Source organism: Streptomyces sp. NPDC037389 (assembly GCF_040636475.1).
Classification (GTDB): Bacteria; Actinomycetota; Actinomycetes; order Streptomycetales; family Streptomycetaceae; genus Streptomyces; species Streptomyces hesseae.
This window is the reverse complement of sequence record NZ_JBEZUS010000017.1, coordinates 60,588-75,391: the sequence shown is the minus strand read 5'-3', so window position 1 is coordinate 75,391 and position 14,804 is coordinate 60,588. Positions and strand designations below refer to the sequence as shown.

General features: G+C 71.1%; 14 protein-coding genes. 8 read left to right on the top strand and 6 right to left on the bottom strand.

The window, feature by feature from the left end; genetic code table 11:
• Positions 1–65: 65 nt before the first annotated feature.
• A complete protein-coding gene (locus AB0E98_RS29370; protein WP_361708400.1) occupies positions 66–1,064 on the bottom strand; it encodes an LAETG motif-containing sortase-dependent surface protein in 999 nt (332 codons plus the stop codon).
• Between the two features lie 292 nt (positions 1,065–1,356).
• Here AB0E98_RS29370 and AB0E98_RS29365 point away from each other — a divergent pair, with 292 nt between their 5' ends.
• Together AB0E98_RS29365 and AB0E98_RS29360 are read left to right on the top strand one after the other, a co-directional pair.
• Positions 1,357–1,998 (top strand): helix-turn-helix domain-containing protein, encoded by a 642-nt coding sequence (locus AB0E98_RS29365; RefSeq protein WP_361708397.1) that lies wholly within the window; start codon positions 1,357–1,359, stop codon positions 1,996–1,998.
• A gap of 244 nt (positions 1,999–2,242) precedes the next feature.
• A complete protein-coding gene (locus AB0E98_RS29360; RefSeq protein WP_361708395.1) occupies positions 2,243–3,037 on the top strand; it encodes a S16 family serine protease in 795 nt (264 codons plus the stop codon).
• Positions 3,038–3,054: 17 nt separating this feature from the next.
• Here the strand turns inward: AB0E98_RS29360 and AB0E98_RS29355 are convergent, their stop codons facing one another.
• Positions 3,055–3,519, bottom strand: a complete 465-nt coding sequence (locus AB0E98_RS29355) for an Lrp/AsnC family transcriptional regulator (protein WP_311611375.1) — start codon at positions 3,517–3,519, stop codon at positions 3,055–3,057.
• Between the two features lie 124 nt (positions 3,520–3,643).
• On the opposite strand from AB0E98_RS29355, the gene hppD reads away from it, so the two are divergent.
• Together hppD and AB0E98_RS29345 are read left to right on the top strand one after the other, a co-directional pair.
• Positions 3,644–4,786, top strand: a complete 1,143-nt coding sequence (hppD, locus tag AB0E98_RS29350) for a 4-hydroxyphenylpyruvate dioxygenase (protein WP_361708393.1) — start codon at positions 3,644–3,646, stop codon at positions 4,784–4,786.
• Positions 4,787–4,869: 83 nt separating this feature from the next.
• The gene (locus AB0E98_RS29345; protein ID WP_361708390.1) at positions 4,870–6,249 is read left to right on the top strand and encodes an FAD-linked oxidase C-terminal domain-containing protein; all 1,380 of its coding nucleotides are present in this window, start codon (positions 4,870–4,872) and stop codon (positions 6,247–6,249) included.
• Positions 6,250–6,334: 85 nt separating this feature from the next.
• Here the strand turns inward: AB0E98_RS29345 and AB0E98_RS29340 are convergent, their stop codons facing one another.
• Positions 6,335–6,751, bottom strand: coding sequence for an SsgA family sporulation/cell division regulator (locus AB0E98_RS29340; RefSeq protein WP_361708388.1), 417 nt, complete (start codon positions 6,749–6,751; stop codon positions 6,335–6,337).
• 234 nt (positions 6,752–6,985) lie between these two features.
• Between AB0E98_RS29340 and AB0E98_RS29335 the strand changes: the two genes are divergently transcribed.
• Both AB0E98_RS29335 and AB0E98_RS29330 read left to right on the top strand, forming a co-directional pair.
• Entirely contained in the window at positions 6,986–8,380 is a 1,395-nt protein-coding gene (locus AB0E98_RS29335; RefSeq protein WP_361708385.1) for an RDD family protein, read from the top strand.
• 169 nt (positions 8,381–8,549) lie between these two features.
• Positions 8,550–9,173, top strand: coding sequence for an RDD family protein (locus AB0E98_RS29330; protein WP_361708382.1), 624 nt, complete (start codon positions 8,550–8,552; stop codon positions 9,171–9,173).
• Here the strand turns inward: AB0E98_RS29330 and AB0E98_RS29325 are convergent.
• A complete protein-coding gene (locus AB0E98_RS29325; RefSeq protein ID WP_361708379.1) occupies positions 9,159–9,431 on the bottom strand; it encodes a hypothetical protein in 273 nt (90 codons plus the stop codon). The two genes, AB0E98_RS29330 and AB0E98_RS29325, sit on opposite strands and share 15 nt — an antisense overlap.
• A 352-nt stretch (positions 9,432–9,783) precedes the next feature.
• Between AB0E98_RS29325 and AB0E98_RS29320 the strand changes: the two genes are divergently transcribed.
• Both AB0E98_RS29320 and AB0E98_RS29315 read left to right on the top strand, forming a co-directional pair.
• Positions 9,784–12,204, top strand: coding sequence for an immune inhibitor A domain-containing protein (locus AB0E98_RS29320; RefSeq protein ID WP_361708377.1), 2,421 nt, complete (start codon positions 9,784–9,786; stop codon positions 12,202–12,204).
• A gap of 116 nt (positions 12,205–12,320) precedes the next feature.
• A complete protein-coding gene (locus tag AB0E98_RS29315; protein ID WP_361708375.1) occupies positions 12,321–12,656 on the top strand; it encodes a hypothetical protein in 336 nt (111 codons plus the stop codon).
• A 21-nt stretch (positions 12,657–12,677) separates the two neighbouring features.
• Here the strand turns inward: AB0E98_RS29315 and AB0E98_RS29310 are convergent, their stop codons facing one another.
• Both AB0E98_RS29310 and AB0E98_RS29305 read right to left on the bottom strand, forming a co-directional pair.
• Positions 12,678–13,271, bottom strand: a complete 594-nt coding sequence (locus AB0E98_RS29310; protein ID WP_361708372.1) for an isochorismatase family protein — start codon at positions 13,269–13,271, stop codon at positions 12,678–12,680.
• A gap of 108 nt (positions 13,272–13,379) precedes the next feature.
• Positions 13,380–14,708 carry a nicotinate phosphoribosyltransferase gene (locus AB0E98_RS29305; RefSeq protein ID WP_361708369.1) on the bottom strand — a complete coding sequence of 443 codons (1,329 nt, stop codon included), beginning with the start codon at positions 14,706–14,708 and terminating at the stop codon, positions 13,380–13,382.
• Positions 14,709–14,804 lie beyond the last annotated feature (96 nt).

The following is a 14,804-nucleotide window of genomic DNA, read 5'->3' as shown; positions in this document are numbered from 1 at the left end:
TTCCGGTGACGGTTGCGCCGGGCGGGCCGGGTGGCCCGGCCTGCCCGGCGCGTCGGCGCGTACGGTCAGCCGCGCGCGCCCGCGCGGCGGCGGGTCGCGACGACCAGGCCGGCGCCCGCGACGATCGCCACGGCGCCGCCCGCGGCGATCCACGGGGTGGCCGGGTCGGAGCCGGTCGCGGCGAGCTCGGTGCGACTGCCGGTGGCGGAGGTGCCGCCGGAGTACGAGCCCGAGCCGGAACCGGAGGCCGCGCCTGCGGCGGAGGACGAGGACGAGGCGCTCGGGCTCGCCGAGGCGGAGGCGCTCGCGCTGGCGCTCGTGGAGGGCTTGGGGCTGGCGGTCGCCTTACCGGACTCGGTCGCGCTCGGAGAAGCGGAGGTGGTCGCGCTCTTGCTCGGCTCCGGGGTGACCTTGGCGGCCTTCACAGAGAACTTCTGCTGGGACCAAGCGGGCGTCTTGGGCGAGTCCAGCGTCCTGTCCGTCACGCGGAAATAGGCGTCGTGGGCCGGGGTCTGCTTGCCGAAGCGCAGCCGCAGCTCGAACGACGCCTTCGAGCCCTTCTCCACCATCAAGGGCTTGTCGTCCTTGCCGAGAAGGCCGTTGATGCTGAAGGAAGTCCCGTCCACGCTGTGGGTCGGCTTCAGGCTGTTGCGCGTCGACAGCCACTCGCCGTTCGAGCCCGTCCGGTACTCCAGCTCCAGTGCGTAGTCTTCGGCCTTATTCATATCGGGCTTCTCGGGGATGTAGCTGACGTAAGGCACGAAGGCCGCGTCCTTGTCGCTCTTGTTGTCGAACGACATGTCGAACACCAGCCACTTGCCACTGCCCGCCTGGAGGGGCTTGAGCCCCTCCACCTTCACCGGGTTGCGGAACTCTGTGGTACCGCCCTTGTCGGCGATGTCGGCCTTCGGCGCCGGGTTCGTGCCCGGCTGCTCGACCGTCGTCTGCCCGGTCGTCTGTCCCGCCGTGGCCGGCAACTCCTCCGCGACGGCGGGTGTGGCCAGGAAGAGGGCCGGGGTGATGACACCGGCCGCCACGATCGTGGCTATTCGGGAAATCTGCATGGCGATCACACTAAAGCCCCGCAATGCCAATAGCCCCCCTGGATTGCCCTGTCCACAAAGCGGATTGCGCAATTCCCCTGTGTGGTGCCCGGATTGTGGGCAGACTCTTCCGCTGAGCGGACCGGCGGCGCTACCGTGCCGGTCACGCACACGCCCCGTGGCAGCGCCGCCGCGGAGCGCAGCCGGACCATACGACAAGCCGCCGGCGGCCTCTCCTCGCGCGCTGCCGGAACGGGACCGGCGCCGCGACCCCACCGCGAAGGGAGCCGCCACTCATCGGAGGAGGGGCGTCGTGACCGCGGAGACTTCGCAGACGCTCGACAGGGGACTGAAGGTCCTCAAACTGCTCGCCGACACCGACCACGGACTGACCGTCACCGAGCTGTCCACCAAGCTCGGCGTCAACCGGACCGTCGTCTACCGGCTCCTGGCCACCCTGGAGCAGCACGCGCTCGTCCGCCGGGACATAGGCGGCCGGGCGAGGGTGGGCCTCGGGGTGCTGAGGCTCGGGCGGCAGGTGCACCCGCTCGTGCGGGAAGCGGCCCTGCCCGCCCTGCGCTCGCTCGCCGAGGATCTGGGAGCCACCGCCCATCTCACCCTCGTCGACGGCGCCGAGGCGCTCGCGGTCGCCGTCGTCGAGCCGACCTGGACCGACTACCACGTCGCCTACCGCGCCGGATTCCGCCACCCCCTGGACCGCGGCGCGGCCGGACGGGCCATCCTCGCCGCCCGCCGCGGCGAGGTCGACAATCCCGGGTACGCGCTCACCCATGGCGAGTTGGAGGCCGGGGCGAGCGGGGCGGCGGCGCCGCTGCTCGGGGTGTCCGGGCTGGAGGGGAGCGTGGGAGTGGTGATGCTCGCCGACTCCGTGCCCGCGAGGGTCGGGCCGCGGGTGATGGAGGCCGCGAAGGAGGTGGCCGACGCGCTGCGGTAGCCCACCGGCGTGAGGGGGTGGGGCGGGGTGGATGGGCCCTGGCAGGGGCGTAAAGAGCTCTTCGCCGCTGGAGCCCGTGCGGGGCTCGCGTCATGTGATGGCAGGCACCGCGAAGAGCTCAGCCCCGTAAGGGCCCGTCCGCCCCGCCCCGCTCCCGACCCCCGCCCCGCCCCCGACCCCCACCATGGCGAGCCGCGCCGCCCCGGATGCCGCGCACACCCCACCCGTGAATTAGATTCGCAGCATGCCAGCCCCCACCCGGACCCGCGTCCTCGCCGTCTGCGCCGCACCCGTCGTCGCCCTGATCGCCGTGGCCGCGCTCGTCCCCCTGCCGTTCGTCATCGCCCAGCCGGGTTCCACGACCGCGAACGTCCTCGGGCTGCACAAGGACAAGCCCGTCATCACGATCTCCGGTGTCGCGACCCGCGGCACGAGTGGGCAGCTGCGCATGACCACCATCGAGGCCACCGGGCCGGACACCGAGATCGGTCTGGGGGACGTGGTCGACAGCTGGTTCCGTACGGACCGGGCCGTGATGCCGCGCGACGCGGTCTACCCCGCGGGACAGTCCGACCAGGAGATCGAGCAGCACAACGTCGCGGAGATGAAGAAGTCCCAGGACGCGGCGGCCGAGGCCGCCCTGCGCTATCTCCACCGTTCGCCCAAGGACGTGAAGGTGGAGCTGAGCCTCGCCGACGTCGGCGGGCCGAGCGCCGGGCTGCTCTTCACCCTGGGCATCATCGACAAGATCGACGGGGACGGCCGGGGCGGTGACCTGACGGGCGGGCGGTCCATCGCGGGCACCGGCACCATCACCCCGGACGGCACCGTCGGAGCGGTCGGCGGCGTCTCCCTCAAGACCCAGGCCGCCGGGCGCGACGGCGCCACCGTCTTCCTGGTGCCGAAGGACGAGTGCTCCGACGCGGGGGCCGAGCTGCCCAAGGGCATGCGGCTGATCCCGGTCACCACGCTGACCGACGCCGTCACCTCCCTGAAGGCGCTGAAGGACGGGGGCAGCGTGCCCTCCTGCCCGGCGTAAGGCGAAAAGCCGCGCGGTCAGTCCTCCGACGCCTGCTGCACCAGCGGGATGATCCTCAGCGGCACCGGGTTCTCCATGACGATCGCCGTGGACGCCCGGACGATCCCCTCGAAGCCCACCACCCGGTCGATCACCCGCTGGAGGTCCGCGTTCGACCGGGCCACCAGCCGGCACAGCATGTCCCCGTGCCCGGTCGTGGTGTGGAGCTCCAGCACCTCGGGGACCGACGCCAGATGCGTCCGGATGTCCGCGCCCTGCCCCTGCTTGATCTCCAGTGTCGCGAACGCCGTCACCGGATAGCCCAGCGCCGCCGGGTCCACGTCCGGGCCGAAGCCCCTGATCACCCCCTGCGACTGGAGCCGGTCCAGCCGTGCCTGCACCGTGCCGCGCGCCACGCCCAGCCGCCGCGAGGCCTCCAGCACCCCGATCCGCGGCTCCCCCGCGAGCAGCTCGATCAGCCGCCCGTCCAAACGATCGATCACCCTGTTGCTCCCTTCGTGGTCATCATGCACAGAACGTCCGGGGCTTCTCGACCTCCTCTATGCATAATGCCCAGTGAAATCGCAAACTATTGCGCACCTTGTGGTTCGGAGAGACTCTTCGCCCATGACTCAGACCACGGATCACACCCCGCACACCGCACGGCAGGCAGACCCCTTCCCGGTCAAGGGGATGGACGCGGTCGTCTTCGCCGTCGGCAACGCCAAGCAGGCCGCCCACTACTACTCCACCGCCTTCGGTATGAAGCGAGTCGCCTACTCCGGACCGGAGAACGGCAACCGCGAGACCGCCGCCTACGTCCTGGAGTCCGGCAGCGCCCGGTTCGTCTTCACCACCGTGATCAAGGCGAGCACCGAGCACGGCCGTTTCCTCGCCGACCACGTCGCCGAGCACGGCGACGGTGTCGTGGACCTCGCCATCGAGGTGCCCGACGCGCGGGCGGCCTACGCCTACGCCATCGAGCACGGCGCCACCGGGCTCCAGGAGCCGTACGAGCTCAAGGACGAGCACGGCACCGTCGTCCTCGCCGCCATCGCCACCTACGGCAAGACGCGCCACACGCTCGTCGACCGCTCCGCCTACACCGGCCCGTACCTGCCCGGCTACGTCGCCGCCGAGCCCGTCGTCGAACCCGCCCCCCGCCGCTTCCAGGCCATCGACCACTGTGTGGGCAACGTCGAGCTCGGCAAGATGGACCAGTGGGTGAGCTTCTACAACAACGTCATGGGCTTCACCAACATGAAGGAGTTCGTGGGCGACGACATCGCCACCGAGTACTCCGCGCTCATGTCGAAGGTCGTCGCGGACGGCACCCGCAAGGTGAAGTTCCCGCTCAACGAGCCGGCCATCGCCAAGAAGAAGTCCCAGATCGACGAGTACCTGGAGTTCTACAACGGCCCCGGCGTCCAGCACATCGCGCTGGCCACCAACGACATCGTCGCCACCGTACGGGCCATGCGGGAGGCGGGCGTCCAGTTCCTGGACACCCCCGACTCCTATTACGACACCCTCGGCGAGTGGGTCGGCGAGACCCGGGTGCCCATCGACACCCTCCGCGAGCTGAAGATCCTCGCCGACCGCGACGAGGACGGCTATCTGCTCCAGATCTTCACCAAGCCGGTCCAGGACCGCCCCACGGTCTTCTTCGAGATGATCGAGCGGCACGGCTCCATGGGCTTCGGCAAGGGCAACTTCAAGGCCCTCTTCGAGGCGATCGAGCGCGAGCAGGAGAAGCGCGGCAATCTCTGAGCGTCATCTCCGAGCGCCACCGGAGCGATCCGGACCGCAGCGGCGATCTTCCCCCTGCCACCGCACGGTGGCAGGGTGGGGGCATGGGCGATCTGATCGAGCTCCTGAGCGAAGCGCTGCCCACCGAGGCGGTCATCACCGACCCGGACGTGGTGACGTCCTACGCCAACGACATGGCGAGCTTCTGCGCCGCCGGGACGCCCGCCGTGGTCGTCCTGCCACGCACCGTCGAGCAGGTCCAGCACGTCATGCGCACCGCGACCGCTCTCCGGGTCCCCGTCGTTCCACAGGGCGCCCGCACGGGACTGTCCGGCGCGGCCAACGCCACCGACGGCTGCGTCGTCCTCTCGCTCGTCAAGATGGACCGCGTCCTGGAGATCGACCCGGTCGACCGGATCGCCGTCGTCGAACCCGGCGTCGTGAACGCCACCCTCTCCCGCGCCGTCGCCGAACACGGCCTGTACTACCCGCCGGACCCCTCCAGCTGGGAACAGTGCACCATCGGCGGCAACATCGGCACCGCCTCCGGCGGGCTGTGCTGCGTGAAGTACGGCGTCACCGCCGAATACGTCCTCGGCCTGGACGTCGTCCTCGCCGACGGACGGCTGCTCACCACCGGCCGGCGCACCGCCAAGGGCGTCGCCGGCTACGACCTCACCCGTCTCTTCGTCGGCTCCGAGGGCAGCCTCGGCATCGTCGTACGGGCCGTCCTGGCGCTCAAGCCCGCGCCGCCCGCGCAACTGGCGCTCGCCGCCGAGTTCCCCTCCGTCGCCGCGGCCTGCGAGGCCGTACGGAACATCATGGCGCGCGGACACGCGCCGTCCCTGCTGGAGCTGATGGACGGCACGACCGTACGGGCCGTCAACTCCATGGCCCGCATGGGCCTCCCGGAGACCACCGAGGCCCTGCTGCTCGCCGCCTTCGACACCCCCGACCCCGCCGCGGACCTGGCCGCCGTCGCCGGGCTGTGCCGCGCCGCCGGGGCCACCGAGGCCGTCCCCGCCGAGGACGCCGCCGAGTCCGAACTGCTGCTGCAGGCCCGCCGGATGTCCCTGCCCGCGCTCGAGCGGCTGCGTCCCGCCACGATGATCGACGACGTGTGCGTACCGCGCTCCCGGCTCGCCGAGATGCTGGACGGCACCACCGCCATCGCCCGCGAACACGGCCTGACCATCGGCGTCGTCGCCCACGCGGGCGACGGCAACACCCACCCCGTCGTCTGCTTCGACCCCGCCGACCCCGACGAGACACGCCGCGCCCGGGCCTCCTTCGACGCCATCATGGCCCTGGGGCTGGAGCTGGGCGGCACCATCACCGGCGAGCACGGAGTGGGCCTGCTGAAGAAGGACTGGCTGGCCAGGGAGGCCGGGCCGGTGGCGATGGAGCTCCAGCACGGCATCAAGGCCGTCTTCGACCCGCTCGGGCTGCTCAACCCCGGCAAGGTCCTCGACCCGCCGGCGTGACCTCATGGGCCCGGGGGCCGGCGCGGCGGTCACTCCATCGGGTAGCCCGCCCGCGCCCTGCCCTCCCCGAACGGTGCCTTCCGTCCTACGCACCGGACGTCCGCAGCTCCTCCAGGGCCTCGTCGAGGGCCAGCCACTCGCCCTCCAGGCCCGGTGCCACGAGCCGCAACGTCCGCTCCAGCCAGCCCGACACCTCCTTCACCGGCACCGACACCAGAGCCCGGCCCTCCGGCGAGGACAGCGCCAGACAGACCACGGACCGTCCGCCGACCTTGCCGGGGAAGATCCGCACATCACCCTCACCGGCTGTCCGGAACACCCCCTCGATCAGTAGATCCCTGGAGAAGGTCCAGGTCACGGGGCGTGGCGAGGTGACGTGGAAGCTGAGCTGGACGGCGTAGGGGTCCTCCGTCCGGTAGGTCAGCCGGGCCGGCACCGGAACACTGTGTTCCGGCGACAGCACCAGGTCGGTCTCCAGGTCTCGTACCACCTCGGTGTGCATGGGCGCACCCCTCTCTGCTCGGGATCGGTTACGGGCGGAGAGAGTGCGCCGGACGGGTTTCATTACGCGGTTTCGGCGAACAGTTTCAAGATTTTCGTGCCGGGCGGCGCGGCCATGCCTCGGTCGCACGTGTGAGTGGACCGGCCCCGTGGCGGTCACAGAGGAAGGGGCGTTCTGGTAGACCTGGTGACCACCCCTTACGTACGGCCGAGCAGATACGGGACACCGGAGACCATGAGCGCACCTATCTCGGGATCCGCCGACGGCAGCCCCCCTCAGGGCTTTTATCCGGACCCGTCAATTCCGGGCTACATCCGTTACTGGAGCGGTGCCGCCTGGGTGCCCGGTACGAGCCGGCCGGCGCCCGCCGCGGGCGAGCCGATGCCCGCGCCGCCGCCGTCGGCGGCCGCCGCGCGGCCTCCCGCGCCGGTCCCGCCCATGACGCCCATGACGCCTGTTTCGCCTGTTTCGCCTGTGTCCGCAGCGTCCGCCGAGCCGGTCGCGCAGCGGGCGGTGGCGGGGCGGCCGGCGGACGAGACGGGGCCGGTGTTCCTGGACGAGGAGCCGGAGCCCGGGCCGGTGGGCGGTGGGGCATGGCAGGCGCAGGCGGACGGCCGCCAGGACCAGCGGGTCTCCTGGGGCGGTGGCGCCGCTGTCGCCGCTTCCGGTCCCGCCGCGCTGCCCCAGGCGCGTGACCCGCGGCTGCCCGAGCTGCCGGCGGTGGAGCCGGTGGCCCCGCAGCGTCCCGTAGCCGGCCAGGGCACCTTGGACCTGCGGCCCAAGCCCCATGGAGCGGCGCCCGGCGGGGCGCCCGCGCCGCTGCCGGCGGACGCGCCGGTCGCCCGTCAGGCGTGGCCCGCCCAGCGCGCCAGGGAGGTCGCTCCGGTGGCCCCCGTGGCTCCGGTCCCGGTCGCCCCGGCCGGGTCCCAGGGGTCCGCCCTGCCCGCCCGGCGCCCGGAGTCCGCGCCCGTTCCCGTGGAGCGGCAGCAGCCGGTGGGCTGGGCCCAGCAGGTGCACCAGCTCGCCCAGCAGGGGCCGCAGGCCGTGCCCGGCGGTGCGGTCGCCGAGCCGAACGGGCCGGCCGCGGCGTGGCGGAAGCCGCCCAAGGACGACCCGTTCCTGCGCGCGGCCCAGGCGCAGGGCCGCCCCGCAGCCCTCGGCCGCAGGCTCGCCGCCCGGCTGCTGGACTCCGCCGTACTGGGCGGAGTGGTCAGCGCTGTCGCGGTGCCGCTGTGGGCGAAGTCCGTCGAGCACATCGACGGGAAGGTGGAGCAGGCGCGGCAGACCGGCCGGACGGTGACGGTCTGGCTCCTCGACGGCACGACGGGCACGTACCTGGCGATCGTGCTGGGCGTGCTGCTGGTCGCCGGGCTGCTGTACGAAGCGCTGCCCACCGCGAAGTGGGGACGCACGCTGGGCAAGAAGCTGTTCGGGGTGCGGGTGCTGGACATCGAGTCGCACGACACGGCGTCGACGGGGGCGGCGGTGCGGCGGTGGCTGGTGTACGGGGGGCTCGGCGTGGTGGCCGTCGGATTGCTGAACGTGGCGTGGTGCCTCTTCGACCGGCCGTGGCGGCAGTGCTGGCATGACAAGGTGGCGCGCACGTTTGTGGCGTCGGCGGGGGAGTAGGCCCCAACCCCGCCGGACGGGCTGAGATCAGCCCGTCCGGCGTTTGAGGACCGGTGGTCCGGGGGCGGAGCCCTCGGGAGACGGTGAAAGGGCGGGACAGGGGCAAAGCTCCCCCCCGAACGGCACAGTGGCGGATGCAGTCGCCCGACCCCTGGGTTCTACTCGGGCCATGAGCACCGATCAGCCGCCGCCCTCGCCGCAGGAACCGCCCCCCGGAGGCCCGGGGCCGTACCCCGGTCCGCCCCCGGGCGGCCCGTATCCCGGTGGCGGACCGTACGGAGGCCTGGGTGGCGGCCCGTACGGCGGCCCCCCGGGCGGCAGCCCGTACGGCGCGCCCGATCCGCTCGCCGGCATGCCCCCGCTCGCGAACCGCTTCAAGCGGCTCGTCGCCCGCATCGTCGACGGGCTGATCGTGAGCATCCCGATCAGCGTGATCTTCTCGCTCTCGACGCGGAACTTCGACCCCTGGAACGACCAGGCGCGGTCCACCAGCCTGTCCATCATCATCGCGGTCGTCTACTTCGTGTACGAGGGCCTGATGCTGACCACGCGTGGTCAGACGGTGGGCAAGATGCTGATGAAGATCCGGGTCGCGATGCTGGAGAACGGCGCGATCCCGGAAGGGCGGCCGGGGTGGACGCGTGCCGCGGTCTACTCCCTGCCCGAGATCGTGCCGTGCTGCGGCTTCGTCTTCTGGCTGGTGAACGTGTTGTGGTGCACCTGGGACCAGCCGTACCACCAGTGCGTCCACGACAAGGCGGCCAGGACCGTGGTGGTCTCAACCGTGGAGTGAGTGCTCCCCCACGGCGGAACCGGCGTGCGCGGGCGTGCGCTGCTCGGGCAACCGGGCGGCGGCGCCCGCCGCTTGGCGTTCCCGGCGGGACCGGGCCGGGACGGTGACGGCCACGGCACAGCCGAGGACGAGCGCGGCAAGGGCCAGTGCGCCGAGCATCAGTGTCGACCCGGTGGGGGTCAGTAGCAGGAGCGCGGCGCTGGAGAAGACTACGGTGGCCGATCCGTAGGCGATCTGTGCAGGAGTCGGACGCGGCATGGCGGTATCCGTCCTCAAGGCATCGATATGCGGGGGGATATAGGGGGCCGGAGTCTGGCGGTACGTGCCGTTGGTACGTACCGCACTTCGACTCTACGGTGCTCTCTGCCCTGGGGGAACTGGCGGTAAGCGTGACCTAACCCACGGTGCCCGGAGCGAAAGGGGCGCACGGGGGCGTTTGGCATGTCGTCAAGTGAGTCGAGCGCGCCCGGTCTCGCCCATTGACGCCCGTTATCCGCAACTTAAAGGCCGGATAACGTACTTGCTCTGCTCGCCACGGTCAAGATCTGTCTTTTCTTGCGTCACTCAGGTCAAATACCTCCACAGTTCTTACTGGGGAGGACATTCACAAGTGAAGATCAGCCATCGGAGGGTCGTCCGATCCGCCGCGGCGGCCGTCGTGGTCGCGGCGCTCGGTACGGGCACCCTGGCGGCGGGTGTCGCGCAGGCGGCGGGCGTGACCAACCCGTCGAGCGCGGACCAGGGCCCCACCCATGTCCAGCGCCAGGACCCGGCGCAGGTCAAGCCCGGTGTGGAGCACGACCTCAAGGGCCCGTTCAGCAAGAAGCAGGAAGCCCAGCGCAAGGCGGCGGTGGAGCAGGTCGTCGCCGGTGACGCCAAGCCGGAGCAGCGCGGCGCCTCCAAGGTCGTCCAGCTGGGCAAGGGCAAGTACGTCGAGCTCGGCCGTGAGAAGACCGACAAGATATTTACGATCCTGGTCGACTTCGGCGACAAGGTCGACGACACGACCATGTACGACCCGGACGGGCCCGACGGCCCCAAGCCGCCCGTCAAGAAGTACGGCGGCACGCCCGGCCCGGCGCACAACACCATAGCCAAGCCGGACCGTGCGAAGGACAACAGCACGGCCTGGCAGAAGGACTACAACCGCCAGTACTTCCAGGACCTGTACTTCTCGAAGGACAAGGACAAGGAGTCCCTGGCGAAGTACTACGAGAAGCAGTCGTCCGGCCGTTACTCGGTCGACGGCAAGGTCACCGACTGGGTCCGCGTCCCGTGGAACGAGGCCCGTTACGGTTCCAACTACTGCGGCTCCACCAACTGCCCCAGCGCCTGGGACCTGATCCGCGACGCCGTCAACCAGTGGGTCAAGGACCAGAAGGCCGCCGGTCGCAGCGACGCCGACATCAAGGCGACCCTCGCCCAGTACGACCAGTGGGACCGCAACGACTACAACCACAACGGCAACTTCAACGAGCCCGACGGTTACATCGACCACTTCCAGATCGTCCACGCCGGCGAGGACGAGTCCGCGGGCGGCGGCGCGCAGGGCAAGGACGCCATCTGGGCCCACCGTTGGTACGCCTACGGCTCCGACGCGGGCAAGACCGGCCCCGCGGACAACAAGGCGGGCGGCACCCAGATCGGCGACACCGGCATCTGGGTCGGCGACTACACCATGCAGCCCGAGAACGGCGGCCTCGGTGTCTTCGCCCACGAGTACGGCCACGACCTGGGCCTCCCCGACGAGTACGACACCACCGGCACCGGTGAGTCCTCCGTCGCCTACTGGTCCCTGATGTCCTCGGGCTCCTGGCTCGGCGAGGGCAAGGACACCATCGGCGACATGCCCGGCGACATGAGCGCCTGGGACAAGCTCCAGCTGGGCTGGCTCAACTACGACAAGGCCAAGGCCGCGACGAAGTCGACCCACAAGCTGGGCGTCGCCGAGTACAACACCAAGGACAAGCAGGCGCTCGTCGTCGGCCTCCCCGACAAGAAGGTCACCACCGACGTGGTGAAGCCCGCCGAGGGCGCCACCCAGTGGTGGAGCGGCCAGGGCGACGACCTGAAGAACACCCTCTCCCGCCCGGTGGACCTCACCGGCAAGTCCAAGGCCACCCTGGACCTGTCCGGCTGGTGGGACATCGAGGAGAACTACGACTACCTCTACACCGAGGTGTCCACGGACGGCGGTGCCAACTGGACGCCCGTCGACGGCACGGCCGACGGCAAGACGATCACCCGTGACGGTGGCGACAAGCCGGCCCTGACCGGGGTCTCCGGCGCGTACAAGAAGCTGTCCTTCCCGCTCGACGCCTACGCGGGCAAGAAGATCGACCTGCGCTTCCGCTACGCCACCGACGGCGGCACCGCCGGCAAGGGCTTCACCGCCGACGCCATCAGCCTGACCGCCGACGGCGCGAACGTCTTCGCCGACGGCGCCGAGAACGGCGACAACGGCTGGACGTCGAAGGGCTTCTCGCGCATCGGCGCGTCCTTCAGCAAGGACTACCCGCAGTACTACATCGCCGAGAACCGCCAGTACGTGTCGTACGACCGCACCCTCAAGGTCGGCCCGTACAACTTCGGCTGGAAGAACACCAAGCCGGGCTGGGTCGAGCACTACCCGTACCAGAACGGCCTGCTGATCTGGCAGTGGGACACCTCGCAGGCGGACAACAACGTCGGCGTCCACCCGGGCACCGGCCGCATCCTGCCCGTCGACGCCCACCCCAAGGCCGAGAAGTGGGCGGACGGTTCGCTGATGAAGAACCGCTTCCAGGCCTACGACTCGACCTTCAGCTGGTACCCGACCGACGGCTTCACCGCCCACAACAACGGTGTCGCCACCCGCGTCAAGGGCAAGCTGGGCGTCCCGGTGTTCGACGACCACAAGAACACCTACTTCGACCCGGCGAACCCCACCGGCGGTGTGAAGATCACGGACACCAACACCCGGATCCGCATCCTCACCGAGGCCCTCAACGGCTCCTCGATGACGCTCCAGGTCGGCCCGGCCGGCAAGTGACCCCGCGGTAGCCACCGGCGGCCGTCGTCCCCTGGCGGACGGCGGCCGTCCGGCTTGAGAATGCCTTTCATGATGGTCTTATTGACGCCCTTGGTCCCAAGGGAGACGAGAGGCTGATGGCAGGCGGTGGATACGCCAGGCTTCCCGACGGCAGTGTGGTCGTCGCCCTGTCCCTGACCGCCCCGCCCGGCGGCGCGGCCCCACCGGACACCCGGGTCCGGGTGCTGGTCCACGCGGTCAACCGCCAGCGGGCGCTCACCCGGCTCCGCAACCTCGGGCTGCGGGCCGTCTATCTGCGCGGCAACACGGAGCCGCCCACCCCCGACGAGATCACGGCCGTGCTCCACCACCCCGACGGGATGGTCTGGCAGCCGGTCGTCCACGACGACACGGAGTCCTGGCACCCGATCGCACGGCTGGTACGGGCCGGAGCCGGCCCGTCAGGCTGCTAGCGGACCACCGGTCCGGGGCGGCTACCCGCCCTGGACCACCGGCTTGCCGCTCAGCTCCACGCCCGCCTCCTGGAAGTCCTCCAGGGCGCGGTCCGTCGTCTCCCGGGAGACCCCCGCCGTCAGATCCAGCAGCACGCGCGTGGCGAACCCCTCCCGCCGGGCGTCCAGCGCGGTCGCCCGTACGCAGTAGTCCGTGGCTATGCCGACCACGTCCACCTCGGTGACCCCGCGCCCCCGCAGCCAGTCCGCCAGCCCCGCGCCGTTCTCGTCGGCGCCCTGGAAGGCGCTGTAGCCCGCCTCGTAGGCGCCCTTGTCGAAGACCGCCTGGACCGCGCCCGAGGCGAGGGCGGGCGCCAGATTGGGGTGGAAGCCGCTGCCCTCGGTGCCGGCCACGCAGTGCCGCGGCCAGGAGTCGACGAAGTCCGGGCGGTCCGAGAAGTGGGATCCCGGGTCGATGTGCATATCGCGCGAGGCGACCACGTGCGCGTACCCGGCGGGGGCTTCGCCCACCAGGTCCGTTATGGCCGCGGCCACGTCGGCGCCGCCGGCCACCGCGAGGCTGCCGCCCTCGCAGAAGTCGTTCTGCACGTCGACGATGATCAGTGCACGGGTCATGGTGCGGATCCTTCTGTCGAGAACCCTCGGCCGGCTGTGCGGATCAGCCTTACGTGACCGAGGGTAGTGAGTCCTGTTCCGTAATGGGAGGGGCACTCGGGCGCCCGGTCAGAGGTATTCCGTGGGCAGCACCGGCTCACCGCGCGACAGCTGCGTCGCCGACATCGGAAGCGCCGCGCGCGCCTGCGCGTGACGGTCACGCGCCGCGCTCAGCGGCTCCCGGGCGACCACCTGCCCGCCCCGGACGAGCTGTACGAGCAGCTGCCGGTCCACCAGCTCCGCCGGCACCTCGCCGGTGCCCACGACCTCGGCCTCCGCCACCCCGCACGCGTCGGGGCGGCGCGCGGCCCACTTGCGGCCGCCGACGGACGCCTTGCCGCCCATGGACTTCTTCGCCACCGGCCGCAGCGGCGCGTCCGCGCCGTCCTCGTCCGCCCGGGCGACCAGCTTGTAGACCATCGAACACGTCGGGTGACCGCTGCCGGTCACCAGCTGGGTGCCCACGCCGTAGGCGTCCACGGGAGCGGCGGCCAGCGAGGCGATGGCGTACTCGTCGAGGTCGCTGGTCACGATGATCTTTGTGTCCTTGGCGCCCAGCTCGTCCAGCTGCCGGCGCACCCGGTGGGCGAGCAGCAGCAGGTCGCCGGAGTCGATCCGGACGGCCCCCAGGCCCGGCCCCGCGATCTCCACGGCCATGGCGACGGCCTCGGCCACGTCATAGGTGTCCACCAGCAGCGTCGTGCCCTCGCCCAGGGAGTCGACCTGCGCCCGGAAGGCGTCGCGCTCGCTGTCGTGCAGCAGGGTGAACGCGTGGGCGCTGGTGCCCACCGTCGGGATGTTGTAGCGGAAGCCGGCCGCGAGGTCCGAGGTCGAGGTGAAGCCGCCCACGAAGGCGGCGCGCGCGGCCGCCACGGCCGCCAGCTCGTGGGTACGCCGCGCGCCCATCTCGATCAGCGGCCGCTCGCCCGCCGCCACCGACATCCGCGAGGCCGCCGCGGCGACCGCGGAGTCGTGGTTGAGGATGGACAGGATCACGGTCTCCAGCAGCACCGCCTCGGCGAAGGTGCCCTCCACCCGCATCACCGGGGAGCCCGGGAAGTAGACCTCGCCCTCGGGGTAGCCCCAGATGTCGCCCCGGAAGCGGTAGTCGGCCAGCCAGCCGAGCGTGGCCTCGTCGACGATCTTCCGGTCGGCGAGGAACTCCAGCACCCCGCTGTCGAAACGGAAGTTCTCCACGGCGTCCAGGACCCGCCCGGTGCCCGCCACGACGCCGTAGCGGCGCCCCTCGGGCAGCCTGCGGGTGAAGACCTCGAAGACCGAGCGCCGGTGTGCCGTACCGGACCGCAGCGCGCCTTGGAGCATCGTGAGCTCGTACCGGTCGGTGAAGAGGGCCGTCGAGGGGACATCGACCGGGAGCCTCAGGTCCGCAGCGTTCATGGGATCAGATGCTACCCGGTACTCGTCAGAGTGACGATTTCTGGTGGCCGTTCATACGGGGGCGTTTGACGGGGGGCGTTTGTGCGTCGGGGCGGC